At 63.4% G+C, this 22,546-nt stretch carries 15 protein-coding genes; 10 read left to right on the forward strand and 5 right to left on the reverse strand.

What is annotated here, in order from left to right; all coding sequences use genetic code 11:
• Positions 1 to 156: 156 nt before the first annotated feature.
• Entirely contained in the window at positions 157 to 507 is a 351-nt protein-coding gene (gene fdxA / locus GPA21_RS11640; protein WP_168988334.1) for a ferredoxin FdxA, read from the reverse strand.
• A gap of 268 nt (positions 508 to 775) precedes the next feature.
• Between fdxA and GPA21_RS11645 the strand changes: the two genes are divergently transcribed.
• On the forward strand, positions 776 to 1,252 hold the full coding sequence (locus GPA21_RS11645) for an RrF2 family transcriptional regulator (protein ID WP_168988335.1): 477 nt from the start codon (positions 776 to 778) through the stop codon (positions 1,250 to 1,252).
• 325 nt (positions 1,253 to 1,577) lie between these two features.
• The gene (gene petA / locus GPA21_RS11650; RefSeq protein ID WP_168988336.1) at positions 1,578 to 2,180 is read left to right on the forward strand and encodes a ubiquinol-cytochrome c reductase iron-sulfur subunit; all 603 of its coding nucleotides are present in this window, start codon (positions 1,578 to 1,580) and stop codon (positions 2,178 to 2,180) included.
• 1 nt (position 2,181) lies between these two features.
• On the opposite strand, the gene GPA21_RS11655 is transcribed toward petA, so the two are convergent.
• Positions 2,182 to 2,997, reverse strand: coding sequence for an alpha/beta fold hydrolase (locus GPA21_RS11655; RefSeq protein ID WP_168988337.1), 816 nt, complete (start codon positions 2,995 to 2,997; stop codon positions 2,182 to 2,184).
• A gap of 342 nt (positions 2,998 to 3,339) precedes the next feature.
• On the opposite strand from GPA21_RS11655, the gene GPA21_RS21270 reads away from it, so the two are divergent.
• A complete protein-coding gene (locus GPA21_RS21270; protein ID WP_211163555.1) occupies positions 3,340 to 3,507 on the forward strand; it encodes a DUF2934 domain-containing protein in 168 nt (55 codons plus the stop codon).
• A 39-nt stretch (positions 3,508 to 3,546) separates the two neighbouring features.
• On the opposite strand, the gene glgB is transcribed toward GPA21_RS21270, so the two are convergent.
• A complete protein-coding gene (gene glgB / locus GPA21_RS11665; protein ID WP_168988339.1) occupies positions 3,547 to 5,715 on the reverse strand; it encodes a 1,4-alpha-glucan branching protein GlgB in 2,169 nt (722 codons plus the stop codon).
• Between the two features lie 75 nt (positions 5,716 to 5,790).
• Between glgB and glgC the strand changes: the two genes are divergently transcribed.
• From glgC to GPA21_RS11695, 6 genes are all read left to right on the forward strand, one after another.
• Positions 5,791 to 7,110, forward strand: coding sequence for a glucose-1-phosphate adenylyltransferase (gene glgC, locus GPA21_RS11670; protein WP_168988340.1), 1,320 nt, complete (start codon positions 5,791 to 5,793; stop codon positions 7,108 to 7,110).
• Positions 7,107 to 8,858, forward strand: a complete 1,752-nt coding sequence (locus GPA21_RS11675; RefSeq protein ID WP_168988341.1) for a glycoside hydrolase family 57 protein — start codon at positions 7,107 to 7,109, stop codon at positions 8,856 to 8,858. The genes glgC and GPA21_RS11675 overlap by 4 nt, the downstream gene beginning before the upstream one ends.
• A 32-nt stretch (positions 8,859 to 8,890) precedes the next feature.
• Positions 8,891 to 11,143, forward strand: a complete 2,253-nt coding sequence (gene malQ, locus GPA21_RS11680) for a 4-alpha-glucanotransferase (protein WP_168988342.1) — start codon at positions 8,891 to 8,893, stop codon at positions 11,141 to 11,143.
• A 133-nt stretch (positions 11,144 to 11,276) separates the two neighbouring features.
• A complete protein-coding gene (gene glgP, locus GPA21_RS11685; protein WP_168988343.1) occupies positions 11,277 to 13,823 on the forward strand; it encodes an alpha-glucan family phosphorylase in 2,547 nt (848 codons plus the stop codon).
• Positions 13,814 to 15,322: a glycogen synthase GlgA gene (gene glgA / locus GPA21_RS11690; protein ID WP_168988344.1), complete on the forward strand. Its 1,509-nt coding sequence runs from the start codon at positions 13,814 to 13,816 to the stop codon at positions 15,320 to 15,322. Before glgP ends, glgA begins: the two co-directional genes overlap by 10 nt.
• 63 nt (positions 15,323 to 15,385) lie before the next feature.
• Entirely contained in the window at positions 15,386 to 16,345 is a 960-nt protein-coding gene (locus GPA21_RS11695; protein WP_339379891.1) for an ROK family protein, read from the forward strand.
• Between the two features lie 62 nt (positions 16,346 to 16,407).
• Here the strand turns inward: GPA21_RS11695 and GPA21_RS20935 are convergent, their stop codons facing one another.
• Both GPA21_RS20935 and GPA21_RS11700 read right to left on the reverse strand, forming a co-directional pair.
• Complete coding sequence (locus tag GPA21_RS20935) at positions 16,408 to 17,661, reverse strand: DUF3427 domain-containing protein (RefSeq protein WP_339379892.1); 1,254 nt, start codon at positions 17,659 to 17,661, stop codon at positions 16,408 to 16,410.
• Positions 17,662 to 17,685: 24 nt separating this feature from the next.
• Positions 17,686 to 20,205 (reverse strand): DEAD/DEAH box helicase family protein, encoded by a 2,520-nt coding sequence (locus GPA21_RS11700; protein ID WP_246261918.1) that lies wholly within the window; start codon positions 20,203 to 20,205, stop codon positions 17,686 to 17,688.
• A gap of 84 nt (positions 20,206 to 20,289) precedes the next feature.
• Here GPA21_RS11700 and GPA21_RS11705 point away from each other — a divergent pair, with 84 nt between their 5' ends.
• The gene (locus GPA21_RS11705) at positions 20,290 to 22,257 is read left to right on the forward strand and encodes a type I restriction-modification system subunit M (RefSeq protein WP_246261919.1); all 1,968 of its coding nucleotides are present in this window, start codon (positions 20,290 to 20,292) and stop codon (positions 22,255 to 22,257) included.
• Positions 22,258 to 22,546 lie beyond the last annotated feature (289 nt).

A 22,546-nucleotide genomic window follows, 5' to 3' on the forward strand; every position in this document is an offset into this window, starting at 1 on the left:
CCTATCGCCTCAAGGAGAAGCTCAAATCCGGACTCGTCCGCTCATTTGACGAGCAAACCCAACCGGGTGGGGAAATTTGAATTACCACACTGGGGAAAATTCGCTTGCCCTTGACACGCATCTCCTTCGCGCACAGGCGTCCGTCTGGGTCGCGCTTCATGACTTCTCGTCGGCGTCCTTGGTCTTGAGTTCAAGCCATTGACGCTTGTCCTGCACCGTTGCCCAGGTGTCGGCATCCGGCAGCGGAGCATGCGCCTCGACGATCCGCGGCCAGGCCTTCGCCAGCTCGGTGTTCAGGGCGAGATACTCGCGCTGGTCCTCCGTCAGCTCCTCCTCGGGCACAATCGCATCGACCGGACATTCAGGGACGCACAGCGTGCAGTCAATGCACTCCTCCGGGTCGATCACAAGGAAGTTGGGCCCCTCACGGAATGCGTCGACCGGGCACATGGTGACGCAATCCGTGTACTTGCAGCGGATGCAGGCTTCGGTGACGACGTGGGTCATGGCTGCGTCTCCTCGAACCGGGGTATCAGCACCGGGAACAACTCGGGGATGCGCGACCGATCCAAGCCCGCCCGACCGCAGTCACGCGTACGTTCGGCCGGCGCAATGTGATACTCGTGCCACAATCTGACGAGATGGGGTGGGCGTTGCATGGTGGATCCTTTCGTGACGTTTCTTTAAGAGTCATCTTAGTTGCTTCTTTAAAAGAGTCAACAGAAATGAATCTATTGCGTGCTATCATGCGGCACGCTCCAGCCGTGATCTTGAGATGAACATCACCCAACACACCGATTACGCGCTTCGCCTGCTCATGTACCTTGGCACGTGCCCCGATCGGCGCGTCACCATCAAGGAAGTGGCCGAATGCTTTGACATTTCGCGCAGTCACTTGATGAAGATCGTCACCGAGCTGGTGGCAAAAGGCTTTGTTGACGGTGCGCGAGGCAAAGGCGGCGGCTTGACGCTGGCACGACCCGCAACCGAGATCAATCTTGGCGATGTGGTCCGTCAGATCGAACCCAGCCTCGAACTGGTCGAATGCTTCGGAACGAAATCGCACTGTCTGCTCGATCCGGCATGCAGACTCAAGGGCGTACTGGATGGTGCCTTGCGCGCCTTTCTCTCGGCGCTCGACCAAGTGTCACTTGCGGATCTCGTTGTCAGTGACGCGCGGCTTCACGAGGCGCTCGGCCTGAACGCGCCAGTGCGCATCGCATTGCAGCCAAGAAAGGCCAGCCGCCCTTGAGGGGGCGGGACGCGCAAGCGATAGTCCGATTCAACAACCGGTAACCTGAAACCCAATTCGAGCGACGTGTCGGTCACGACTGCCTCGACTGCCGTATACGGCAGAAAAGACAGTCGTGACAGCGCAACAAAGCGATGAAACGCCGCATAGTCGTGCCATGCGATATGGCACGTTGCTTGCGTTGTGTATGGTAACGCGGGCCGTGCCGTCGAACGCCGGCCGATCTTGCAGCGCGTGGCGTTGTGGGATCGTCGCCGAGCCACGAGCGCCCCGCTTCCCTCATCGTCCGACGCCGCTGTCGTGCCGGACACAGGAGACCGGAGCCATGACTGACACCAAAACACTCAAGCAACGCCGCCAACTATTGATCGCCACTTCGGGCGCAGGTGCGGTCGCCGCCGCGGCCACCGCAGTGCCCTTCGTAGCCAGTCTCACGCCTTCCGATCGTGCCCGCGCCGCAGGCGCGCCAGTGCAGGCGGATGTCAGCAAGCTCGCACCGGGCGAGATGATGACTGTCGAATGGCGCGGGAAACCTGTATGGATTCTGCATCGCACCCCTGAGATGCTTGCCTCGCTCGAAGCCGAAACACTGGAGCGGCGCCTCGCTGACCCGGAATCGGTGAGACTCCAGCAACCTCCCTACGCCACCAACCGGCATCGATCGATTCACGACCGCTACCTCGTCGTCATCGGCATCTGCACCCACCTCGGCTGCTCTCCCACCGCGAAACTGGTGCCGGGTGCTGCCGGAGGCATGGCCGAAGATTGGCCCGGTGGGTTCTTCTGCCCCTGCCACGGCTCGCACTTCGACCTTGCCGGCCGCGTCTTCCTGAGCCAGCCCGCGCCTACCAATCTGGTTGTGCCACCGTACAAGTGGCTCTCGGATGCAGTCGTGCTGATCGGAGAGGATGACGGCGTGACCGCCTAGATCAGCGTGCGGCGAGAAACCCGCTGATCAGATCCAGCACCTGCTCCGGGCGTTCCCGGTGGGGCACATGTCCGGTGTTCGCCAAGATCTCGGCCCGCGCAGGGCCTGCGCTCAGCTCGGCGATCATCTGCGGGTGGCGATTCGAACCGTATTCGTCTTCCGTGCCATGAATCGCCAGCACTGGGCACCGCACATGGGGCAGCGTGTCGGCGAGTGACCAGCTCGCGAATCCCGGGTGCAGCCAGGTCTCGGTCCAGGCCTCCAGCACCCAGCGCGCGTTGTCGCCGTGGTATCGGACCAGCCGCTGAAACTGCTGTTCGTCCGCAAACTGCGTCTTGGCCACGGCGATGCTCGCCGTCGTGCGGTCTTCGGTAAAAGCCTGCGCCGCCACCGTAATCAGTGCCTCGCACTCGTCCGGAAACGCGGCCGCACAATTCACCGCCATGCCACCGCCCACGCTGTGCCCGAGCAGCACGAAACCCGGTAGCCCCAACTGCGCCCGAAGCACCCCGAAATAGCGACGTGCCTCCTCGGCGATGAAGTCCAATCCCGGCCGATCATGCCGCGCATCCGACCGCCCGAAGCCCAGCCGGTCATAGGCGATCACCCGCCTGCCGGTCGCCTCACACAAGCGAGCCGGAAAATCCCGCCACAACTCGACGCACCCGAGCGAATCGTGAAACAGCACGATCGGGTTGCGCACCGGTTCATCCCCAGCAATGTTCACCGGTGACCAGATACGGACATGGATGGCGCCTTCCGGATGTGAGACGCGGGTCTCGGTCACTTCGATGTCGGTCGTTTCGGGGGTGGTCATAAGCTGCGTTCTTCCTGTGCAGGTGCAAATATGATTCATGCGGCCGCCGCATGTTTGTTGAGTAGTGCGCAAACGTCAAGGGCGGGCAGCTATGTGCTTGAGCTCTCTGTGCGATTCTTGAATTGGCTACGTGCTGTACTAGTATGAATATTCGATTTGCAGAATATTTTTGGTCGCCTTGATCAACAAGAAGAAGAGTTCCGAAGGGGCCGTTCTTGATGGGAGATCATGGAAATGACATCACGTAGCAACCCCCTGCCGGAAATCCAGAAACCGTCAGTTTCCCCGGTAAGCGCTCGCGGTGCGGGTTCAAAACCTCGCGCGAGGGTGAAGAAGAATAGCGTGCAGACAGCGCCGACGCCGGTCGGCGACAATGAACGTCGGCGCTATGTTGCCGAAGCGGCCTATTACATCGCAGAACAGAGAGGCTTTGTCGGCGGGTCCGCCGAGGAAGACTGGTTCGCCGCAGAAGCTGAGATCGAACGCCTGCTAGCGCCGCACCGACACTGATCAGACATCCTGATGCTGTTGTGCAGCAGCTGGACGATGTCAGGATGGCAGGAGAATGACCGCGGCCAGCGGCGGAAGCGTGAGCTCGATCTGGGCTGGCCATTCTCCCCATGGTTGGTTGTAGGCTTCGACCACGCCGGCATTTCCGATGTCGCCACCACCGTAGTGGTGCGAGTCGCTATTGAAGCCCTCGCGCCAGGGACCGGCATGCGGTACCCCAAGGCGGTAGCCGTGCCGCGGAACCGGGGTGAAGTTCAGCACTGCCAGCGCCGCGCGACCTGCGCGGTCGCGTCGCACGAACGCGACGATGGAGTTGTCGCTGTCGTGGCAGTCGATCCAGGCGAAGCCCTCGTGGCGGAAGTCGAGCTCGTGAAGCGCCGGAATCTCGCGGTGAAGTCGGTTGAGGTCGCGGACCATGCGCTGAACGCCAAGATGCGATGCGTGCGCGAGCAAACCCCAGTCGAGTTCGCCGCGTTCGCACCATTCGTGTCGCTGACCGAACTCGCAGCCCATGAACATCAGTTTGCGCCCCGGCGTGGCGGTCTGCCAGGCGATCAACAGCCTCAGGTTGGCCATGCGCTGCCACTCGTCTCCGGGCATCTTGGCCAGCAGGGCGCCCTTGCCGTGCACGACCTCATCGTGCGACAGCGGCAGCACGAAGTTCTCGCTGTAGGCATAGAGTTGTCCGAAGGTCAGCAACTCATGGTGGTACCGGCGGAAGAGCGGATCGACCGCGAAGTAGCGCAGCGAATCGTTCATCCAGCCCATGTTCCACTTCATCGAGAAACCCAGTCCGCCCAGATGCGCGGGACGCGAAACCATCGGCCAGGCGGTCGATTCCTCGGCGATCGTCAGCGCACCTGGGAAATGCTCATGGACCATGACGTTCAGTTCGCGCAGGAAGTCGATGGCCTCCAGGTTCTCGCGTCCGCCGAACCGGTTCGGTGTCCACTCGCCTGGCTTGCGCGAGTAGTCCAGGTAGAGCATCGAGGCCACGGCATCGACGCGCAGTCCGTCGGCATGAAACGCGTCAAGCCAGTAGTGTGCCGACGACAGCAGGAAGCTGCGCACCTCGTGACGGCCGTAATTGAACACGTGCGTCCCCCAGTCGGGGTGGAGACGCATCTTCGGGTCCTCGTGCTCGTAGAGCGCCGTGCCGTCGTAGTGCGCCAGGGCCCAGGCATCCTCCGGAAAATGCGCGGGTACCCAGTCGAGCAGGACGCCGATGCCGGCCTGATGGCAGCGGTCGATGAACTCGCGCAGATCGTCCGGCGAACCGAAGCGACTGGTCGGGGCGAAGTAGCCGGTCGTCTGATAACCCCACGATTCGTCCAGCGGGTGCTCGGTCAGCGGCATCAGTTCGATATGGGTGTAGCCCATATCGAGGACATAGGGGATCAGGCTGTCGGCCAACTCGCGATAGCTGTACTGCCTCCCGTCCGGATGGCACCGCCAGGAACCCGCGTGGATCTCGTAGATCGACAGCGGTGCATGAAGCCAGTCGCAGTGCCGGCGGGCTTCGAGCCAGTCGGCATCCTGCCAGACATGCTCCGATGGGGCGGCAATGCGGCTCGCGTTGCCCGGCCGGCGCTCGAACTCGCGCGCGTAGGGATCGCTCTTCAACGAGACCGCGCCGGTGTTTCGGTTGCGGATCTCAAAGCGGTACAACTGACCTGCGTCGGCCTCGGGGATGAACAGTTCCCAAACGCCGCTCGCGCCGAGGCTGGACATCGGGTGGCGGCGCCCGTCCCAGTCGTTGAATTCGCCGACGACCGAGACTCGTCCCGCGTTCGGCGCCCAGGTCCGGAAGCACACCCCGTCGATGCCTTCGCGGCGTTGTGGCAGAGCCCCGAGCAGTCGGTATGCCTGAAAGTTGCGGCCTTCGGCGAACAGGTACAGCGCCTGTGCGTCCGGCTCGGGGGGAAACGCCCAGCAGTCGTGGAACTCGGTGCGCCGACCGTTCGCCTCGACGCAAAGCCGGTAGGGGCCTGCAGGGGCCTGCGGTCCGGTCCATTCGAACACACCGCCGGGCGAGAGGCGCCGCATTGCTGCCTCGCCCGTCGGAGTAAGCAGCGACACCGTCGTGGCCTGCGGTTGCAGCGTGCGCACAACCCATCCGCTACCGATCGCGTGACGCCCGAGAACTGCGAACGGATCGTGCTCACGCGCGCCAGCGAGGGCTTCGAGTCTGATGCGGTCGATCGACATGACAGCAGGCGCCTCCCGTCGGGGAAGGATGTATGACACGGATAGCACAGAATAGCCCGGCGAGGAAACAATTCCATGAGCAAGATCTGTCCCCATTACGACTACTGCCCGCAAAAGGAACGCGGTGATCCGCGTTTCGTCAGCGCGCTGACGAGAAACACCTTTGCCATGATTCTCGCCGGCGGCCGTGGCTCGCGCCTGCATCAGCTGACGGACTGGCGGGCCAAGCCGGCGGTGCCGTTCGGCGGAAAGTTCCGCATCATCGACTTCACCTTGTCCAATTGCGTCAATTCCGGCGTACGGCGCATTGCGGTCGCGACCCAGTACATGTCGCACAGCCTGATCCAGCACCTGCAGCGGGGCTGGAGCTTTCTCGACGGTCGATTCCATGAATTCGTAGAGATTCTCCCCGCAAGCCAGCAGTCGCCGGGCGGGCTCTGGTACCAGGGAACCGCCGACGCCGTATTCCAGAATCTCAGCATCCTGCGACGCAACCACCCCGCCTTCGTGATGGTGCTTTCGGGCGACCACGTCTACAAGATGGATTACGGCCGGATGCTTGCGGCTCACGTAAGCAGCAAGGCGGATGTGACAGTGGCCTGCGTCGAGGTGCCTGTCGGCCAGGCGAGTGCGTTCGGCATCATGGGTGTCGATGCGGAGGGACGCGTTGTGCGATTCGTGGAAAAACCCGAGCACCCGGACCCGATCCCCGGTCAGCCCGAACTCGCGCTGGCGAGCATGGGTGTGTATGTGTTCAACGCGGCCTTGCTCGACAGCCTGCTCGAAACGGATGCGGAGCATGCGGATTCATCGCACGATTTCGGCAAGGACATCATTCCCGGGTGCATCGACCATCATCGCGTGATGGCCCACCGTTTCGCCGACAGCTGTGTGAATACACCTTCGGACGGAAAGCCTTACTGGCGGGATGTCGGCACGCTGGACGCCTACTGGGAGGCCAACATGGAGCTCACGAAGGTGAGTCCGGAGTTGAATCTCTACGACCAGCTCTGGCCGATCTGGACCTATCAGGAGCAGTTGCCACCCGCCAAGTTCGTGTTCGACGATGACGGCAGGCGCGGGATGGCGGTCGATTCGCTGGTGGCCGACGGCGTCGTGATCAGCGGTGCGCTGGTGCGCAGGTCGCTGCTGTTTGGCGGCGCGCGGGTCAACAGCTTCGCGAGCGTCGAGGATTCGGTTCTACTTCCCGAAGTCAGGATCGGGCGCAAGGCCATGCTGCGTCGTTGCATTGTCGACAAACGAGCACAGGTTCCCGAGGGCCTGGTCGTCGGCTTCGATCCCGAGCAGGATCGAATGCGCTTTCACGTGAGTCCCGGCGGCGTCACCTTGATCACCCCCGAGATGCTCGGGCAGAAGGTATTCCGCCAGCCATGACAAAGGGTCTCGATCTCGTACTCCTGTGGCACATGCACCAGCCTGACTACCGGGTCGAGAGGCATGGTGGAGAGAACGAGTTCGCAATGCCCTGGACTTATCTGCACGCGATCAAGGACTACGTGGATATGGCGGCGCATCTGGAGCGGCACGAAGGGATGCGTGCAGTCGTCAATTTCGCCCCGGTCCTGCTCGAACAGATCGAGGACTATGCCGCCCAGTTCCGCGAACGACGGTTTCGCGACCCGCTGCTGCGTTGCCTGGCACAAGCCCGTCTGGACGATCTGAGCCTGGCTGAACGCCGCATGCTGCTCGACACATGCTTTCGCAGCAATCATCGCACGATGCTCGATCCCTATCCGCCATACGCGAATCTGTACCGCATTCATCGCGAAATAACGGCGGCGGATGCATCCGCCGCCGTATACCTGTCGGGCGACTATTTCTCGGATCTGCTGACCTGGTATCACCTGGCCTGGTGCGGTGAGACGGAACGCCGCCGGCAGCCTCTGCTCATGCGCCTGATGGCAAAAGGGTGCGGCTTCGATGCAGGGGATCGGCGGGCGTTGCTCGAACTGATCGGTGAGCTGATCGCGGGCCTGATAGGTCGCTACAGGGCGCTGGCCGAGAAAGGGTGCATCGAGCTGTCTGCGTCCCCGCTGGCGCATCCGATCGCACCATTGCTGCTGGACCCGTCGTGTGCGCGACAGGCGCAGCCGGATCTGCCCCTGCCTGCGAATCCGGTCTACCCCGGTGGGCGTAGCCGCGTGCTAGCGCATATTGACGAGGCCCTTCTGAGTCATGAGCGGTGCTTCGGCCATCGGCCGGAGGGGCTCTGGCCAGCCGAAGGGGCCGTCTCGGACCCCTTCGTGCGCCTGCTCGCGGGGGGGCGTTTTGCCTGGGTCGCAAGCAGCGAGTCGGTACTCGCAAACAGTCTGCGGCACCAGGGAGTGGACTTCGATGCCGAGCGTGGCCGACATCTGTACCGGCCCTGGCAACTGGCGGATTGTCCCGGCCTGACCCTGTTCTTTCGCGATGAACGCCTGTCGGACCTGATCGGGTTCGATTACGCAAAATGGTACGGCAGCGATGCGGTGAGCCATTTCGTCGGCGAACTCGAGGCGATCGTCGACGCGGCGCCGGATGGCGAGCGACCGGTGGTGAGCGTGATCCTGGATGGCGAGAACGCCTGGGAATACTACCCGTACAACGCGTACTACTTTCTCGATCATCTCTACGAGGCGCTCGCGACTCACCCGACGATTAGCGTCACGACCTTCGCCGAGCGCTCGACCCGAACGGAGGGATTCGGAGCGCTCGAGACCTTGGTGGCGGGAAGCTGGGTGCAGGGCACCCTGTCCACCTGGATCGGTCATGCCGACAAGAACCGGGCCTGGGAGCTGCTCTGTGAAGCGAAGCGCAGCTACGACCTTGCACTGTCGGGCGGGACCCTCGGATCAGCCGCGGCGTCTGCGGCTGCGCGACGGCTGGCCTGCTGCGAAAGTTCGGACTGGTTCTGGTGGCTCGGTTCCGCCAATGAAAAGGCAGCCATCGCCGCCTTCGATGATTTGTTCCGTGAGAATCTCAAGGGGCTCTATGGTTGGCTGGGCTTTCCTCCGCCGACCGTACTTGACCGACCCGTGAGTCAGCTGGAGGAGAGGCCGATCCAGGAAGCCGCCCGCGACGGCACGATGCTCAGAGGGCAGCCGGCGTCGGCTGCAGGCGGAGCAAGTCATGATTCCGATTGAGGATAGGCCGGCGTTCGGTGTCGGTAGTGTCGATGAGTGACGACCGGAGCGGCGACCCTTTGCCCGAGGCGAACGAAGCACTGGAGAAGCTCGCGGCGTGGTGCGGGATCGAAGCCGCGCATTTCGACATATGGGGTCGGCTGCATCAGGTTTCCGATGCGACACGGCGGGCGCTGCTCGTGTCGATGGGCGTGGCGGTCGACTCGGATGCGGCATTGCCCGGCGAGCTCGCACGCTTCGAGCGCGCATCCTGGATGCGCATGCTGCCACCGGTACAGGTTGTTCGTGAGGCGCCCTCCGCACCGATCGACGTGCTGCTGACGCACCCGGACGCAGGTGCGGAACAGGCACTGGAATGGGTGCTCCGGCTTGAGACCGGAGATATACGGGTGCAGGGCTTCCAGCCGAACGACCTCGAGGTGGTCGAGCAGCGAAGCACCGATGGCGAGCCCCATACGCGCCGAAGATTGACGCTCGATCAGCCCCTGCCTCTCGGCTACCATCGGCTGGTGATCCGCCAGCCGGAGATGCCGGGCGGCGTGCTCGCGGAGATGCATCTGATCGTCGTGCCGACCTCCTGCCATCGCCCGCACATCCTGCAGACAGGCGGGCGCGAGTGGGGGCTCTCGGCGCAACTGTATGCGCTGCGGTCGCGGGCCAACTGGGGCATCGGAGACTTTGGCGATCTCGTCCGGCTGATCGATTTCTGCGCCGAGCAGGGAGGAGGGCTGATTGGCCTCAACCCGCTGCACGCGCTGTTTCCGGCGCACCCCGATGAGGCGAGTCCATATGGTCCGTCCAGCCGCTCGTTTCTGAACGTGATGTATCTCGACGTCGAGGCCGTGGCCGAGTTTGCCGAGTGCGCCGCCGTGCGCGATCAGGTCAATGACGACGGGTTCCGGGATCGCCTGCGCCGGCTACGCGAGCGCGATCGGGTGGATCATGCGCAGGTGGCCGCAGTCAAGTTCGCCGTGCTCGAGCAACTGTACACCCACTTCAGGGATCAGCACCTCGCAACCGGCAGCGAACGTGGACGAGCCTACCGGTCCTTTCTCGCGGAGCAAGGCAGGGCGCTGCAGATGCACGCCCTGCACGACGCCCTGCAGGCCCATCTGGCCGCGACCGATCCCGGGATGTGGGGCTGGCCTGTTTGGCCAGCGGAATTCCGTGATCCCGAGAGCGCGGCAGTCGAATCCTTTCGCCGATCACATGCGGACCGGGTGGATTTCCACGCATGGCTGCAATGGTTGGCCCATCAGCAGCTCAACGCAGCCTCACGTCATGCGCAGACGCGAGGACTGGAAATCGGCCTGATGACCGATCTCGCCATCGGGGCCAGTGCGGTAGGGAGCGACGTGTGGGTTCATCGCGAGGTTCATGCCACGGCGGCCGGGATCGGCGCCCCGCCGGACGACTTCAACCCTAACGGACAGAACTGGGGCCTGGCGCCGATGATCCCGCACCGTTTGCGCGAAGCTGGCTACTCACCGTTCATCGACGCCGTGCGGGCGAGCATGCGGGAGGCCGGCGCCCTGCGCATCGATCATGTGATGGGCCTGCAACGGGTGTATTGGATTCCGGATGGCGCTTCTCCCGCCGAAGGTGCCTACGTCCGTTATCCCGTGGAAGACCTGTTGGGCATCGTTGCACTCGAGAGCGTGCGCAACCGCTGCATGGTGGTTGGCGAGGATCTCGGTACCGTTTCGGAGGGATTTCGCGAGACAGTGCGCGCACGTGGGCTGCTTTCCTATCGGCTGCTGTACTTTGAGCGCGAGGCGGACGGGGAGTTCGCGCCTCCGTCGCACCATCCGCGCGAATCGCTGGTGATGGTGGGAACCCACGACCTGCCGACACTGGCGGGCTTCTGGGCGGGACGCGATCTGGACCTTCGCGCCGAACTGCGCTTGAGCGGATCACCGTCCGCTTTGGAGGTCCTTCGGGAGACACGGCGGCGCGACCGCGAGCGACTGCTTGCCGCGTTGCAACGCGAGGATCTCGCTTCTTCGGCCGTGATCGAGGCGCAACGCGATTGCCCTGTCATTACTGCAGCATGCGCAGCCGCAGCGCATGCCTACCTCGCGCGCAGTCCGGCGATGCTGATGCTGATCCAGACCGAGGATCTGCTCGCGCAGGTGGATCAGGTGAATGTTCCCGCCACCACTGCCGCTCAGCACCCGAACTGGCAGCGCAAGCTACTGCTCGAGATCGAGCGTTGGAACGAAAATGACATCGCATCGGGCGTTCTCGATGCGGTGCGCGCGGAGCGCGGGCGTGCCGTTCCATAGTCGGCCTCGGGATGCTACGCTAGGCAGCAGCCGGTTTCAGACCAACTTGGCCGAGCGGGGAGATGCCTGCGAGGCGCCTCCGGGCCGGCGGCAAAAGGATGTTTCCACCAACCCGGCAGGAAAGGCGGGGAGCATGCCAGGTACGCCCTTCGAGCTCGAGGTCAATCCCACCATCCCGCCGCGGCTGGCCCGTCTGCAGGAGCTTGCCGACAACCTCTGGTACAGCTGGGATCGACCCACCCGTGCCCTGTTCGCGCGGCTGCATCCGAGTCTCTGGCAGACGGTGGGGCACAGTCCGAAAGCCTTTCTCAAGCGCGTGCATCAGCATCGGCTCGATGCCGCGGCGTCGGATCGTGCCTTCCTCGATGCCTTCGACCGCGTGCTGGCGCAATACGACGCCTACATGACCGCCACTCCGGAGCGGCGAGACGACTGCGGGCTGGTTGCCTACTTCTGCGCCGAGTTCGGGTTTCACGAAAGCCTTCCGATCTATTCGGGTGGCCTCGGCATTCTTGCCGGCGACCACTGCAAGGCGGCGAGCGACGCCCATCTTCCTTTCGTGGCGGTCGGGCTGCTCTACGACCAGGGGTACTTTCAGCAGACCATCGACGCGCTGGGCAACCAGCATGCGCTGTATCGCGACTCGGATTTCGAGGACCTGCCGATCTCGCAGGTCATGCATCCGAACGGGGGCGAGCTGCGCCTTCGGGTTGCGCTTCCGGGGCGCGAGGTCGAGCTGATCGTCTGGCGGGCGCGTATCGGTCGTGTCTCGCTCTATCTTCTCGACAGTGCCGTGGCGGAGAACTCGCCAGCCGACCGGGCGATCACCCATCGCCTTTATGGTGGCGACCGTACGACCCGGATCGAACAGGAGATCCTGCTCGGCATCGGAGGGGTGCGTGCGCTGCGCGCCCTCGGCATCGAACCCGCAGTCTGGCATATCAACGAAGGGCATGCCGCCTTCATGGTGCTCGAGCGCATCCGAACCTGCATGCAGCAAGGGCTGGTCTTCGCTGAAGCGCTCGAGGCGGTGGCGGCCTGCACGGTGTTTACGACCCATACAGCGGTGCCGGCCGGGCACGACCGCTTTGGTCGCGATGTGATCCGGCGGTATTTCGAGCTCTGGGAGAGCGAATATGGCGTTCCGTTCGATGCGTTCGTCGCGCTCGGTGCCGAGCCCGACCTGCCCAGCGGGGCCGAGTTCGACATGACCTCGTTGGCGATTCGCGGTTCACGTTTCCACAACGGCGTCTCCGCCGTTCACGGCGGCGTCTCCGCGCGAATCTGTGCGCACCACTGGCCTCAGGTCGAGTTCTCCGACAACCCCATCGGATACATCACCAACGGGGTCCACGTGCCAAGCTTCCTGGATCCTGAATGGCATGACCTCTTCGATCGGCACCTGGGGCCTGGATGGGCGAAGCAACTCGCCGATGAGAAACGCTGGCGTGCCATCGCCGATATTCCGGCCCAACAGTTCTGGACCGCCCGACAAACGCTGAAGTCGCGCCTGTTCCACCTCGTGCGTAACCGCGTGGCCGAGCAGCATCGGCGGAATCAGGGATCGGAGGCGCACCTCGACCGTTTGTTGCGGTTCGTCGTTCCGAACCAGCCGAAGGTGCTGACAATCGGATTTGCCCGCCGATTCGCGACCTACAAACGGGCAGCACTGCTGTTCGAGGATCTGGACTGGCTGGCCCAACTGGTGTCCGACCGCGCGCGTCCCGTGCTCTTCCTGTTTGCCGGCAAGGCTCATCCAGCCGACGGACCGGGACAGGATCTAGTTCGGCGCGTCGCCGAGGTCGCCCGCATGCCGAAGTTCGAAGGGCACATCCTGTTGCTCGAGGGGTATGACCTACGTCTGGCGCGGCGCATGGTTGCGGGGGTGGACGTCTGGCTTAACAACCCGATCTACCCCCTCGAAGCGTCCGGCACTTCGGGCATGAAGGCGGCCATGAACGGCGTCGTCAATCTGTCCGTGCTCGACGGCTGGTGGGCCGAAGGCTACGACGGAACCAACGGGTGGGCGATCAAACCGGTCGTCAACGGATTCCACGAGCAGGACCGCGACCGTGAGGAGGCGCGAACGCTCTACGAGATCCTGCAGGATGCCGTGCTGCCGCTCTACTACGCGCCCGGCCCGCTGGGTTTCTCCGAAGGCTGGGTGGAACTCGCCAAGCGCTCGATCATGACGCTGCTGCCGCGCTTCAATACCGAAAGGATGCTTGGTCAGTACGTGGAGCGTTTCTATCGTCCCGCAAGCGACCGGGCAGCGCGCTTTGCGCAGGACGGCTACGCGCCGGCTCGTGCGCTAGCGGCGTGGAAGGCGAAGGTACGCGAGCGCTGGGGCTCGGTGCGCATCCAGCGCATCGACCGCGAGAAACGCCGGATCGTGTATGGGAGCCGTGTTCGCTTCGAGCTTGCGGTATGGCTCAACGGCCTCGACCCGGCGGATGTGAAGGTCGAAATGCTGCTCGGCCGTCCATCCGAAGACGGCCAGCCGCACCGGGCCACCGCGTATGAGTTGCTGCCCGCCGCCCGGCTCGAAAGCGGAGAACAGGTCTATGCACTGGAACTGGAGCCGGATCTCTGCGGCAAGACGGAATACCGTTTCCGTGCGTTTCCGCAGCATCCGCTGCTCGCACATCCCTTCGAAACCGGCTTGATGCTATGGCTGTAACGGATTCCGGGCGCGAAAGGCCGGTGGATCCGGAAGCTACCGGCGCGCCGTTGCCGGTCCTGTTCGCCAGCTCCGAACTCGGCCCCTGGATGAAAACAGGCGGGCTCGGAGACGTCACCGCGGCCTTGCCGCGCGCACTGGCCTTGCTCGGCATGGAAGTTCGGGTGCTTGTGCCGGGCTATCCCGAATTGCTCGACGCGTTTCCCCGCCGCCGCACCGTGGCGGTGATTGCGCCTTTCGCCGGGCTGCCGGGAGCGTCTCTCTCGACCGCACGTCTGGCGCCGAGACTGTCCGTACTCATTCTCGAGTGCCCGACCTGTTTCGACCGACCGGGCGGCCCGTACGTGGATGCTCGAGGCGAAGACTGGGCCGACAACGCGTTGCGCTTCGGCTTGCTGTCGCGCACCGCCGCGGTGCTCGCGAGCGTCGAGTCACCGCTTGCCTGGCGGCCTCGCGTCCTCCATTGCAATGACTGGCAGACCGCTCTTGCGCCCGCCTACCTGCGCTATGTGCTTCAGCCCACGGCCGCCTCGGTCGTCACGATCCACAATCTGGCTTTCCAGGGTCTGTTTGCAGCAGAGTCGCTCCAACCCCTTGGCCTGCCTGCCCATGCCTTCACCTTCGACGGCGTCGAGTTCTACGGCCAGCTCTCGTTTCTGAAGGCCGGACTGCAGTGTTGCGACCGAATCACCACGGTGAGCCCCACCTATGCGGAGGAGATTCGCGGCCCGGAGCTCGGGTGTGGGCTGGATGGTCTGTTGCGCTTCCGCGCCAGACAACTCGAAGGCATCCTGAACGGCATCGATACGCGTACATGGAACCCGGCTCGAGACCTTCTGCTGCCGGCGCGCTACAGCCTCAGGCGACTGGCCGGCAAGCAAGAGTGTCGCAAGGCGCTGGAGCATGCGTGCGGATTTGACCCCGATCCGGCCAGTCCGATACTCGGCATGGTCAGTCGTCTGACCCGGCAGAAAGGCGTCGACCTCACGCTTGCCACCGTCGACGCGCTGATTGCCAGAGGTGTTCGCATTGCCGTGCTTGGCAGTGGTGAGCAAGCACTCGAGCAAGCGTGGCGTGCCGCAGCCGACCTTCACCCCGATCGAGTGTCGGTCCGGATCGGTTTCGATGAAGGGCTCGCTCACCTCATCGAAGCCGGTGCCGACGTCTTCCTGATGCCATCGCGTTTCGAACCTTGCGGGCTGAACCAGATGTACAGCCTCGCCTACGGAACACTGCCCGTGGTGCGCAGCACCGGCGGCCTCGCAGACACCGTTGTGGATTGCACCCCGCAGACCCTCGCCGACGGCACGGCAAACGGATTCTGTTTCGTTGAACCGACCCCGCAGGACCTGTATGAAACCGTGCTGCGGGCGGTCGAATGCTGGCGCGATCGGGCTACATGGTGCCAAATTCAGCGCAACGGCATGGCGCAGGATTTCTCCTGGTCGCGCGCAGCCGGTCGATACAAGGCTCTCTACCAGGAGCTGGTCGCAACATGAGGCGGCAGTGCGGTCGCATTTTTCGACCCCCGAGCAGATATCGAACAGTGATCAGACTTGATCGTGCCGGGTCCTCGGCTCACTGCCGAGGAGGAGAATGGGAGGCTGGATTTGGGCAAGCATGGCAACCTGCATCTGGGAATTGATCTCGGCGGAAGCAAGATCGAGATCATCGCAATCGATGCGAACGGGGCGGAGGTCTGGCGCAAGCGCATACCCGCTCCGCGAACCGACTACGGCCAGTCGCTCGATGCGATCGAATCGCTCGTTCGCGAGTGTGAATCCCGGATCGGACCCGCGGACAGTATCGGAATCGGCATTCCCGGCTCGCTGTCCCTGACCTCGGGCCGGGTGCGGAACGCCTATTCGACGCCGCTGCTCGGACAACGATTCGCTGAAGACATCGAAACCCGACTGGGGCGCGGTGTCACCATCGCCAACGATGCCGACTGCTTTGCGCTGTCCGAGGCGCTCGACGGCGCTGCTGCGGGCGCCGAGACAGTATTCGGCGTCATCCTCGGAACCGGCGTTGGAGGCGGTTTCGTCGTCGGAGGTCGGCTGCTTCGCGGTGCAAACGCAATTGCCGGCGAATGGGGGCACAATCCCCTGCCCTGGCCAAGACCGGTTGAACTGCCCGGTCCGCCCTGTTCGTGTGGCCAGCCGGGTCATATCGAATCCTGGCTCTCGGGAACCGGTTTCGCGGCAAGCTACGTGCGCGCCGGCGCAAGCGCACTCGATGCCCCGCAAATCATCGAGCGCATGCGAGCAGGCGACTTGATTGCCCGCAGCTGCTTCGATGACTACATCGACCGCCTCGCGCGCTCACTGGCCACCATCATCAACACCGTCGACCCACACGTAATCGTCCTCGGCGGCGGCATGTCGAACGTGCCCGAAATCTACCCCCGGGTGCCTCTCCAATGGCGACCCTACGTGTACTCGGATGATGTGAAGACCCGACTGATGCCGGCACACCATGGCGATTCGTCGGGCGTCCGCGGCGCCGCATGGATCGCCCTTTAACCCACCTCGAACACCACACTCATCGGGGCGCTGCCCCTGTGCTCCTTGTACCGCACCGGTCCTCAGTACTGGAACGGTGCCGCCTTGCCGCCGGCGAGTTTGGTTTCGCGCACGAACAGATGAATCGAGAGGCCCAGCTTCTCGTGCTCGATGATCTCCCGCCCGCGTTTGCTCGCGGGCGTGGTCGCGTTCTGGCTTTGCCAGTGGAAGGTGTGGTCGTCTATCCAGTGGTCGAGGTAGCGATGATCCTCCGCCTTGCCCTGCTTGTTGAGCGTAACCAGCAGCACGTGCGCCTGGCGCTCGGGGACGACCACGTGGCCGCTGTTCCAGTTGCCGGGGTTGAAGGTGTCGCCGAACAGCGCCGGGATGTCTTCGCGCATGAAGGATTCGCCCACCGCCAGCTCCAGCGGGTCAATCACCGCTTTGAGGCGGGCGAGGGTGCGCAGCTCGTTCGCCAGTTCGGGAGTGACCACGATGTCTTCGTAGTCCGGGTTGTTGGCGACCAGCACATAGCTGCCGTCGCGCTGCTTGTTCACCACCCGCAGCAGGTATTGATCGTCGCCGGTCTGGTCCTGGCGTTCGATGGCCATGATGCTTCCGGTGATCGAGCCGGCGTTGGCCGGGCTCACCAGTTCGAGCAGCAGATAGTCGCCGTCGCGAATCGCTTGCTTGCCGCCGTTCATCGAGTTGCCCGAGGCGCGCGCGATGAAGTGCCGGGCCGGGTCCAGGCGACCGTAGCCGGCGCCGAGGCTTCGGTGCTCCTCGGCATCCGCCCGAGCCGTGCGGAAGTGGCCGCAGGCGATGCGCAGATTGGGAAAGTAGGGAAGCTCGGTTCGGTCGGGTGCCTGCCGGCGCAAGGGGACGACGTTGCTACCGCCGCCGCTCGACCCCCGCCGGGCTTCATAGGCGGCGAGCCGGTAATCGACCAGCTCCTGCACCATCTCGGCGAAGGGCTCCAGGTGGCTCGACGCAATGTCGAAGCCGGGTTCGAAACGCTGCTCTCGCACCTGGAGGTAGCGGCGTGCTCCGGCGGCCTGATTGCCGCCGACCCATGCGTTCACCGGGTTGTCCCGCCAGTAGCACTGCCAGGCCGGGTTGCGACCCGCCTGCGTGTCGTCGAACGATTCCGGCAAATCCACCAGCAGCGGCCGGCGACGCTGCAGCACTTGCCACGACCGCTCCGCCAGGTCGGCCAGCGTCGGCGGGCGATGCCAACCGTCCAGCTCCTGCAGGGCCTCGATCAGCACCATCTTGAAGCTCTTGGTCATCGCGGTGGTCTCGAGCTCGCGCAGAAAGTCCGCATGCGCTTCCAGCACCGCCGCTTCCGGTGCTTCGAGGTCTTACATCGCCTTCAACAGCCCGAACCAGCTCGTGTACTCCTTGCGCATGCGGCTTAGGTTGGCGCCCGAGCGATAGAACTCGGCCAGCGTCGGCCGGCGACCGAGACCGTCCCGCAATGCGACGTAGTCCTTCGAAATGCCGTCGCCGTCGAGCGACTTCAGAAAGTCGATCAGTTCGAGATCGAAATTGACGAAACACCCCGGGGGCAACTCGAGCCGCTGGCTCTCCAGCTGACGGGCGAACTCGGCCAGTTGCCGGTAGTTGCTGCCGACACCGGCCAGCGCCTGCGGTTTGTGCAGAAAACTTTGGTGGTTGCCGATGAAGTCCAGCACCACGAGCTTCTCCTTGCCCTGCGCCTTGCGCAATCCGCGCCCGAGCTGCTGCAGAAAGAGAATCTTCGATTCCGTTGGCCTGAGCATGAGCACGGTGTCGATGGCCGGCAGGTCGACACCCTCGTTGAACAGATCCACCGAGAAGATCACCTTCAGCCGCCCGTCGGCGAGCTGTTCGAGGGCTTCGCCCCGCGCCAGTGCAGAGCCCGCATAAACCGCTGCGGCGGCCACCCCCTGCCGAGCGAACTGCGCGGCCATGAACTCCGCGTGGCGAACCGACACGCAAAACGCCAGCGTCCGTTGCTGACCCCGGCTTTGCCACTGCCTGAGCGCATGGCGGGCGCGAGCGAGCGTGGCGAGCTTGTTCGAAAGCTGCTCCGGGTCGAAGCGGCCGTTGCGCCACGGGATCTCGCGATAATTCACCGACTCGTCCCAGATCCCGTAGTAGTGAAACGGTGCCAGCAGGCCCGCCTGGATGCCGTCGAACAGGTTGCGGCAGAACACCAGATTGTCGTCGCACAGGGTCAGGATGTCCGACTGGTCGGTTCGGTCGGGTGTGGCGGTCAACCCCAGCAGAAACTGCGGCGCAAAGTGCGCGAGCAACCGGCGGTAGGTGGGCGCGGCCGCGTGGTGAAATTCATCGATCACCACATAGTCGAAGTGCTGCGGCGGGAAACGCTCCAGGTGCGCATGCTTGCCCAGCGTTTGCACCGACGCGCACAACACGTCCACTTGCGCGTCCCGCACCTGCCCCATGTAAAAGCCGACCCGCGCACGCGGGCGAATGCGGATGAAGGTCTCCGCCGCCTGGTTCAGAATCTCCTCGCGGTGGGCCACGAAAAGCACCCGCCGTGCCCCAAGCTGCTCGGCGTCGAACGCGGCCAGCCAGGTCTTGCCAAGGCCGGTCGCCAACACCACCACCCCGCGCCGGTAGCCCTCGCGCCGAGTCGCCGCCAGCGCATCCAGCGCTTCCACCTGAATCGGCGTCGGCACCGGAGGCGGCTCGTTCTCCTCACTACCCGGCGCAATCGCACGCGGGGGCGGAATCCGCCGGGCTTCGTATTGCTCTATCCACTGGTCGGTCAGCTCCACCGTGCGCGCATCGCGGAACACCTCCTCGAAGCGCACCCGCGCCTCCAGAAAGCCGTCGTCCCCCGGGTAATCGACCCGGTAGTTCCACTCCAACCCATCCGTCAGCGCCTGCCGGCTGATGTTGCTTGAGCCGATGAACGCCGTCCCGTGCAAGCCCTGCGGCTCCGGAAAATGCGCGAACAGATACGCCTTCATGTGAAAGCTCGCGCCCCGGGCCTCGAACACCCGAACCATCGCACCCTGCTCGGCCAACAGCATCAGCAGGCGCAGCGCCTCCGGATCGGTGATGTCGAGATAGTCGCTTGTGAGAATGCGCACCCGCGCCGGCGGCCGGGCTTCCGCGGCATCACGCGTCAGCGCGTCGAGCAGATCCGGCAGCAGAAGGCGAAGCCCGGTGGTCTTCACGAACGACACCGCCAGGTCGATTTCGTCGGCCCGCGCGATCGCATGGCAAAGCTGCGGCAGAAACGGATGCCTGGCATCGCCGGTGAAAAGTTTTTCCGGCGCCATCGCACGCCTGCGCACCAGCGCGTTCAACCAAGTCTCGTCACGGTCAGCGCGTTGATCCGGCGTCAGCCAGCACTCCAGCACCTCGACCCCGTCCAGCGCCGCCAGCCAGTCATGCAAGCGCGCCTCGGTCGCATCGGTAAAGTGTCGCTCGCCGTCGGTGCGCTCCCCCTCCCCATGCTTGAAGCTGAGATAAAACACCCCGCCGGGTTTCAGGCTGGTCCAAAGCCGCGCGATCGCCCCGGCCATGTCGGCATTGGGCACATGCAGCAGACTGGCACACGCCCAGACACCGTCATAGCAGGCCTGCTCGGTCACATCCTCGAATCGCCGCACCGCCACCGGCTGGCCGAGCAAACCGGCCGCCGCTTCCGCAATCTTCGCCGACGCGTCGAAGGCGCACACCCGGTAGCCCTGATCCACAAACGCCTTGCTGTCCCGCCCGGACCCGCAGCCCGCGTCGAGTATCAGACCGCCACTCGGCAAATGCGCCAGAAAGCGATCGTGCAGTTCCGACATGTCCACGCCCACCGTGCCCTCGACGAACAGGGCGGCATTGCTGTCGTAGTAGCGAATCGTGCGGGACATCGAGTCGGAGAAAGCGAACCGGGTCTTTGGGGGCCAGATGAATGGGTCACCGGGCTTCGCCCGGATGACGTCAAGGCTACCAGGTTGCGGGGGAAGGGTGAGCGTCAGCCCGCTCTCAGGGAACCGGTCACGCCGCTGCTTGAGGATGGTCCGCTATCATCTTGTCATTCCGACGTTATGCGATGTGCAGATCGCCCTCGCCATGTTCATCATTCTGAATCGCCCCGGTTTCACTGCACGGTTGTGTGGCTCAATCGAAACTGCTGCTCGAACTTTACCGACGAGAGCTTCAAGGCGTATTCACAACTGAATCCTCACAAGATCGTGAGCGCATGCATCACCATGGGGCGATTCCCCCCCGATCTGCTACGAGTAATTAGAATTGTGCCTTCGGCTCCGGTGATCGCACTGCCATGCGTACTCAAGCCGATTCAAGCACTATCCCAGGCCGACAGAAAAACCAACAGAAGCAAGACCGACAGGAACAACAGCATGACCAGCAGTCAGCAACGCGCCGCCCTGCAACGTGAGATCTGGAAGATCGCGAACGATGTCCGTGGCGCCGTCGATGGATGGGATTTCAAGCAATACGTGCTCGGCACCCTGTTCTACCGCTTCATCAGCGAAAACTTCATCGACTACATCACTGGGGGCGACGAGTCCGTGGATTACGCGGCCATGAGCGATGACGATCAGAACATCGCCGCCGCAAAAGAAGATGCCATCAAAACCAAGGGCTACTTCATCTACCCCAGTCAGCTGTTTTCCAACGTGGCGGCCAGGGCAAGCACCAACGAAAGCCTGAACACCGACCTTGCCTCCATCTTTGCCGCCATTGAAGCGTCTGCCAGCGGCTACCCCTCGGAGCAGGACATCAAAGGCCTGTTCGCGGACTTCGACACCACCAGCACCCGCCTGGGCAACACCGTCAAGGACAAGAACGCCCGTCTGGCCGCCGTACTCAAAGGCGTGGCCGAGCTGGACTTTGGCCATTTTGACGACAGCCGCATCGACCTGTTTGGCGACGCCTATGAATTCCTCATCTCCAACTACGCCGCCAACGCCGGCAAGTCGGGCGGCGAGTTCTTCACCCCGCAGCAGGTCTCCAAGCTGATTGCTCAGCTGGCCATGCACAAGCAGACCAGCATCAACAAGATCTACGACCCCGCCTGCGGCTCGGGCTCGCTGCTGCTGCAAGCCAAGAGGCAGTTTGACGCCCACATCATCGAAGACGGCTTTTTCGGCCAGGAACTCAACCACACCACCTACAACCTGGCGCGGATGAACATGTTCCTGCACAACGTCAACTACGACAAATTCAACATCCAGCTGGGCGACACCCTCATCGAACCCCATTTTGGTGACGACAAGCCTTTTGACGCCATCGTCTCCAACCCACCGTACTCGGTGAAGTGGAAAGGCTCGGACGACCCCACCCTGATCAACGACGACCGCTTTGCCCCGGCCGGCGTGCTCGCACCCAAGTCCAAGGCCGACTTCGCCTTTGTGCTGCACGCGCTGAGCTACCTCTCCAGCAAGGGTCGCGCCGCCATCGTCTGCTTCCCGGGCATCTTCTACCGGGGCGGGGCCGAGCAAAAGATCCGCCAATACCTGGTGGACAACAACTATGTGGAAACGGTGATCTCGCTCGCGCCCAACCTGTTCTACGGCACCACCATCGCCGTGAACATCCTGGTGCTGTCCAAACACAAGACCGACACCACCACTCAGTTCATCGACGCCAGCGGCCTGTTTGACAAGAAAACCAACAACAACGAGCTGTCGGACTCGCACATCGAGCAAATCATGGCGGTGTTCAGCAGCAAGGCGAACGTAGACCACTTCGCCCAATCCGTGCCGTTTGAGGAGGTGTCCGGCAACGACTACAACCTGTCGGTCAGCAGCTATATCGACGCCAAGGACACGCGCGACGTGGTGGACATTGCCCGGATCAATGCCGAGCTGAAAACCACCGTCGCCCGAATCGACCAGCTCCGTAGAGACATTGATGCCATTGTGGCCGAGATCGAAGGCGAGGAGCTGGAGGCATGAGTGATACGGACTTCTTGGGAAAACTTCTCGATCGAGTTTCGGTGGAGTGGAGAGCGCTGGGGGAAGTTACCTTGCCCACTGCCAATATCAGGTGGCGTGATACGGATCGCACTTATCGCTACATTGATCTCACCTCTGTAAGCATCGACACAAGAATGATTAGGGCGCCTCGAAAAACCTCGGCACCTCTGTGATTGGTAAAATTGGATTGTCCTGATTTCGTTCTCTGCCGCCAGCCATGAAGAAACGCACCGCCATCAAGACCGACCTGTTCGCCGACGAGCATCAC

The sequence above is a fragment of the Azoarcus taiwanensis genome (assembly GCF_012910885.1).
GTDB classification, from domain to species: Bacteria; Pseudomonadota; Gammaproteobacteria; order Burkholderiales; family Rhodocyclaceae; genus Azoarcus_F; species Azoarcus_F taiwanensis.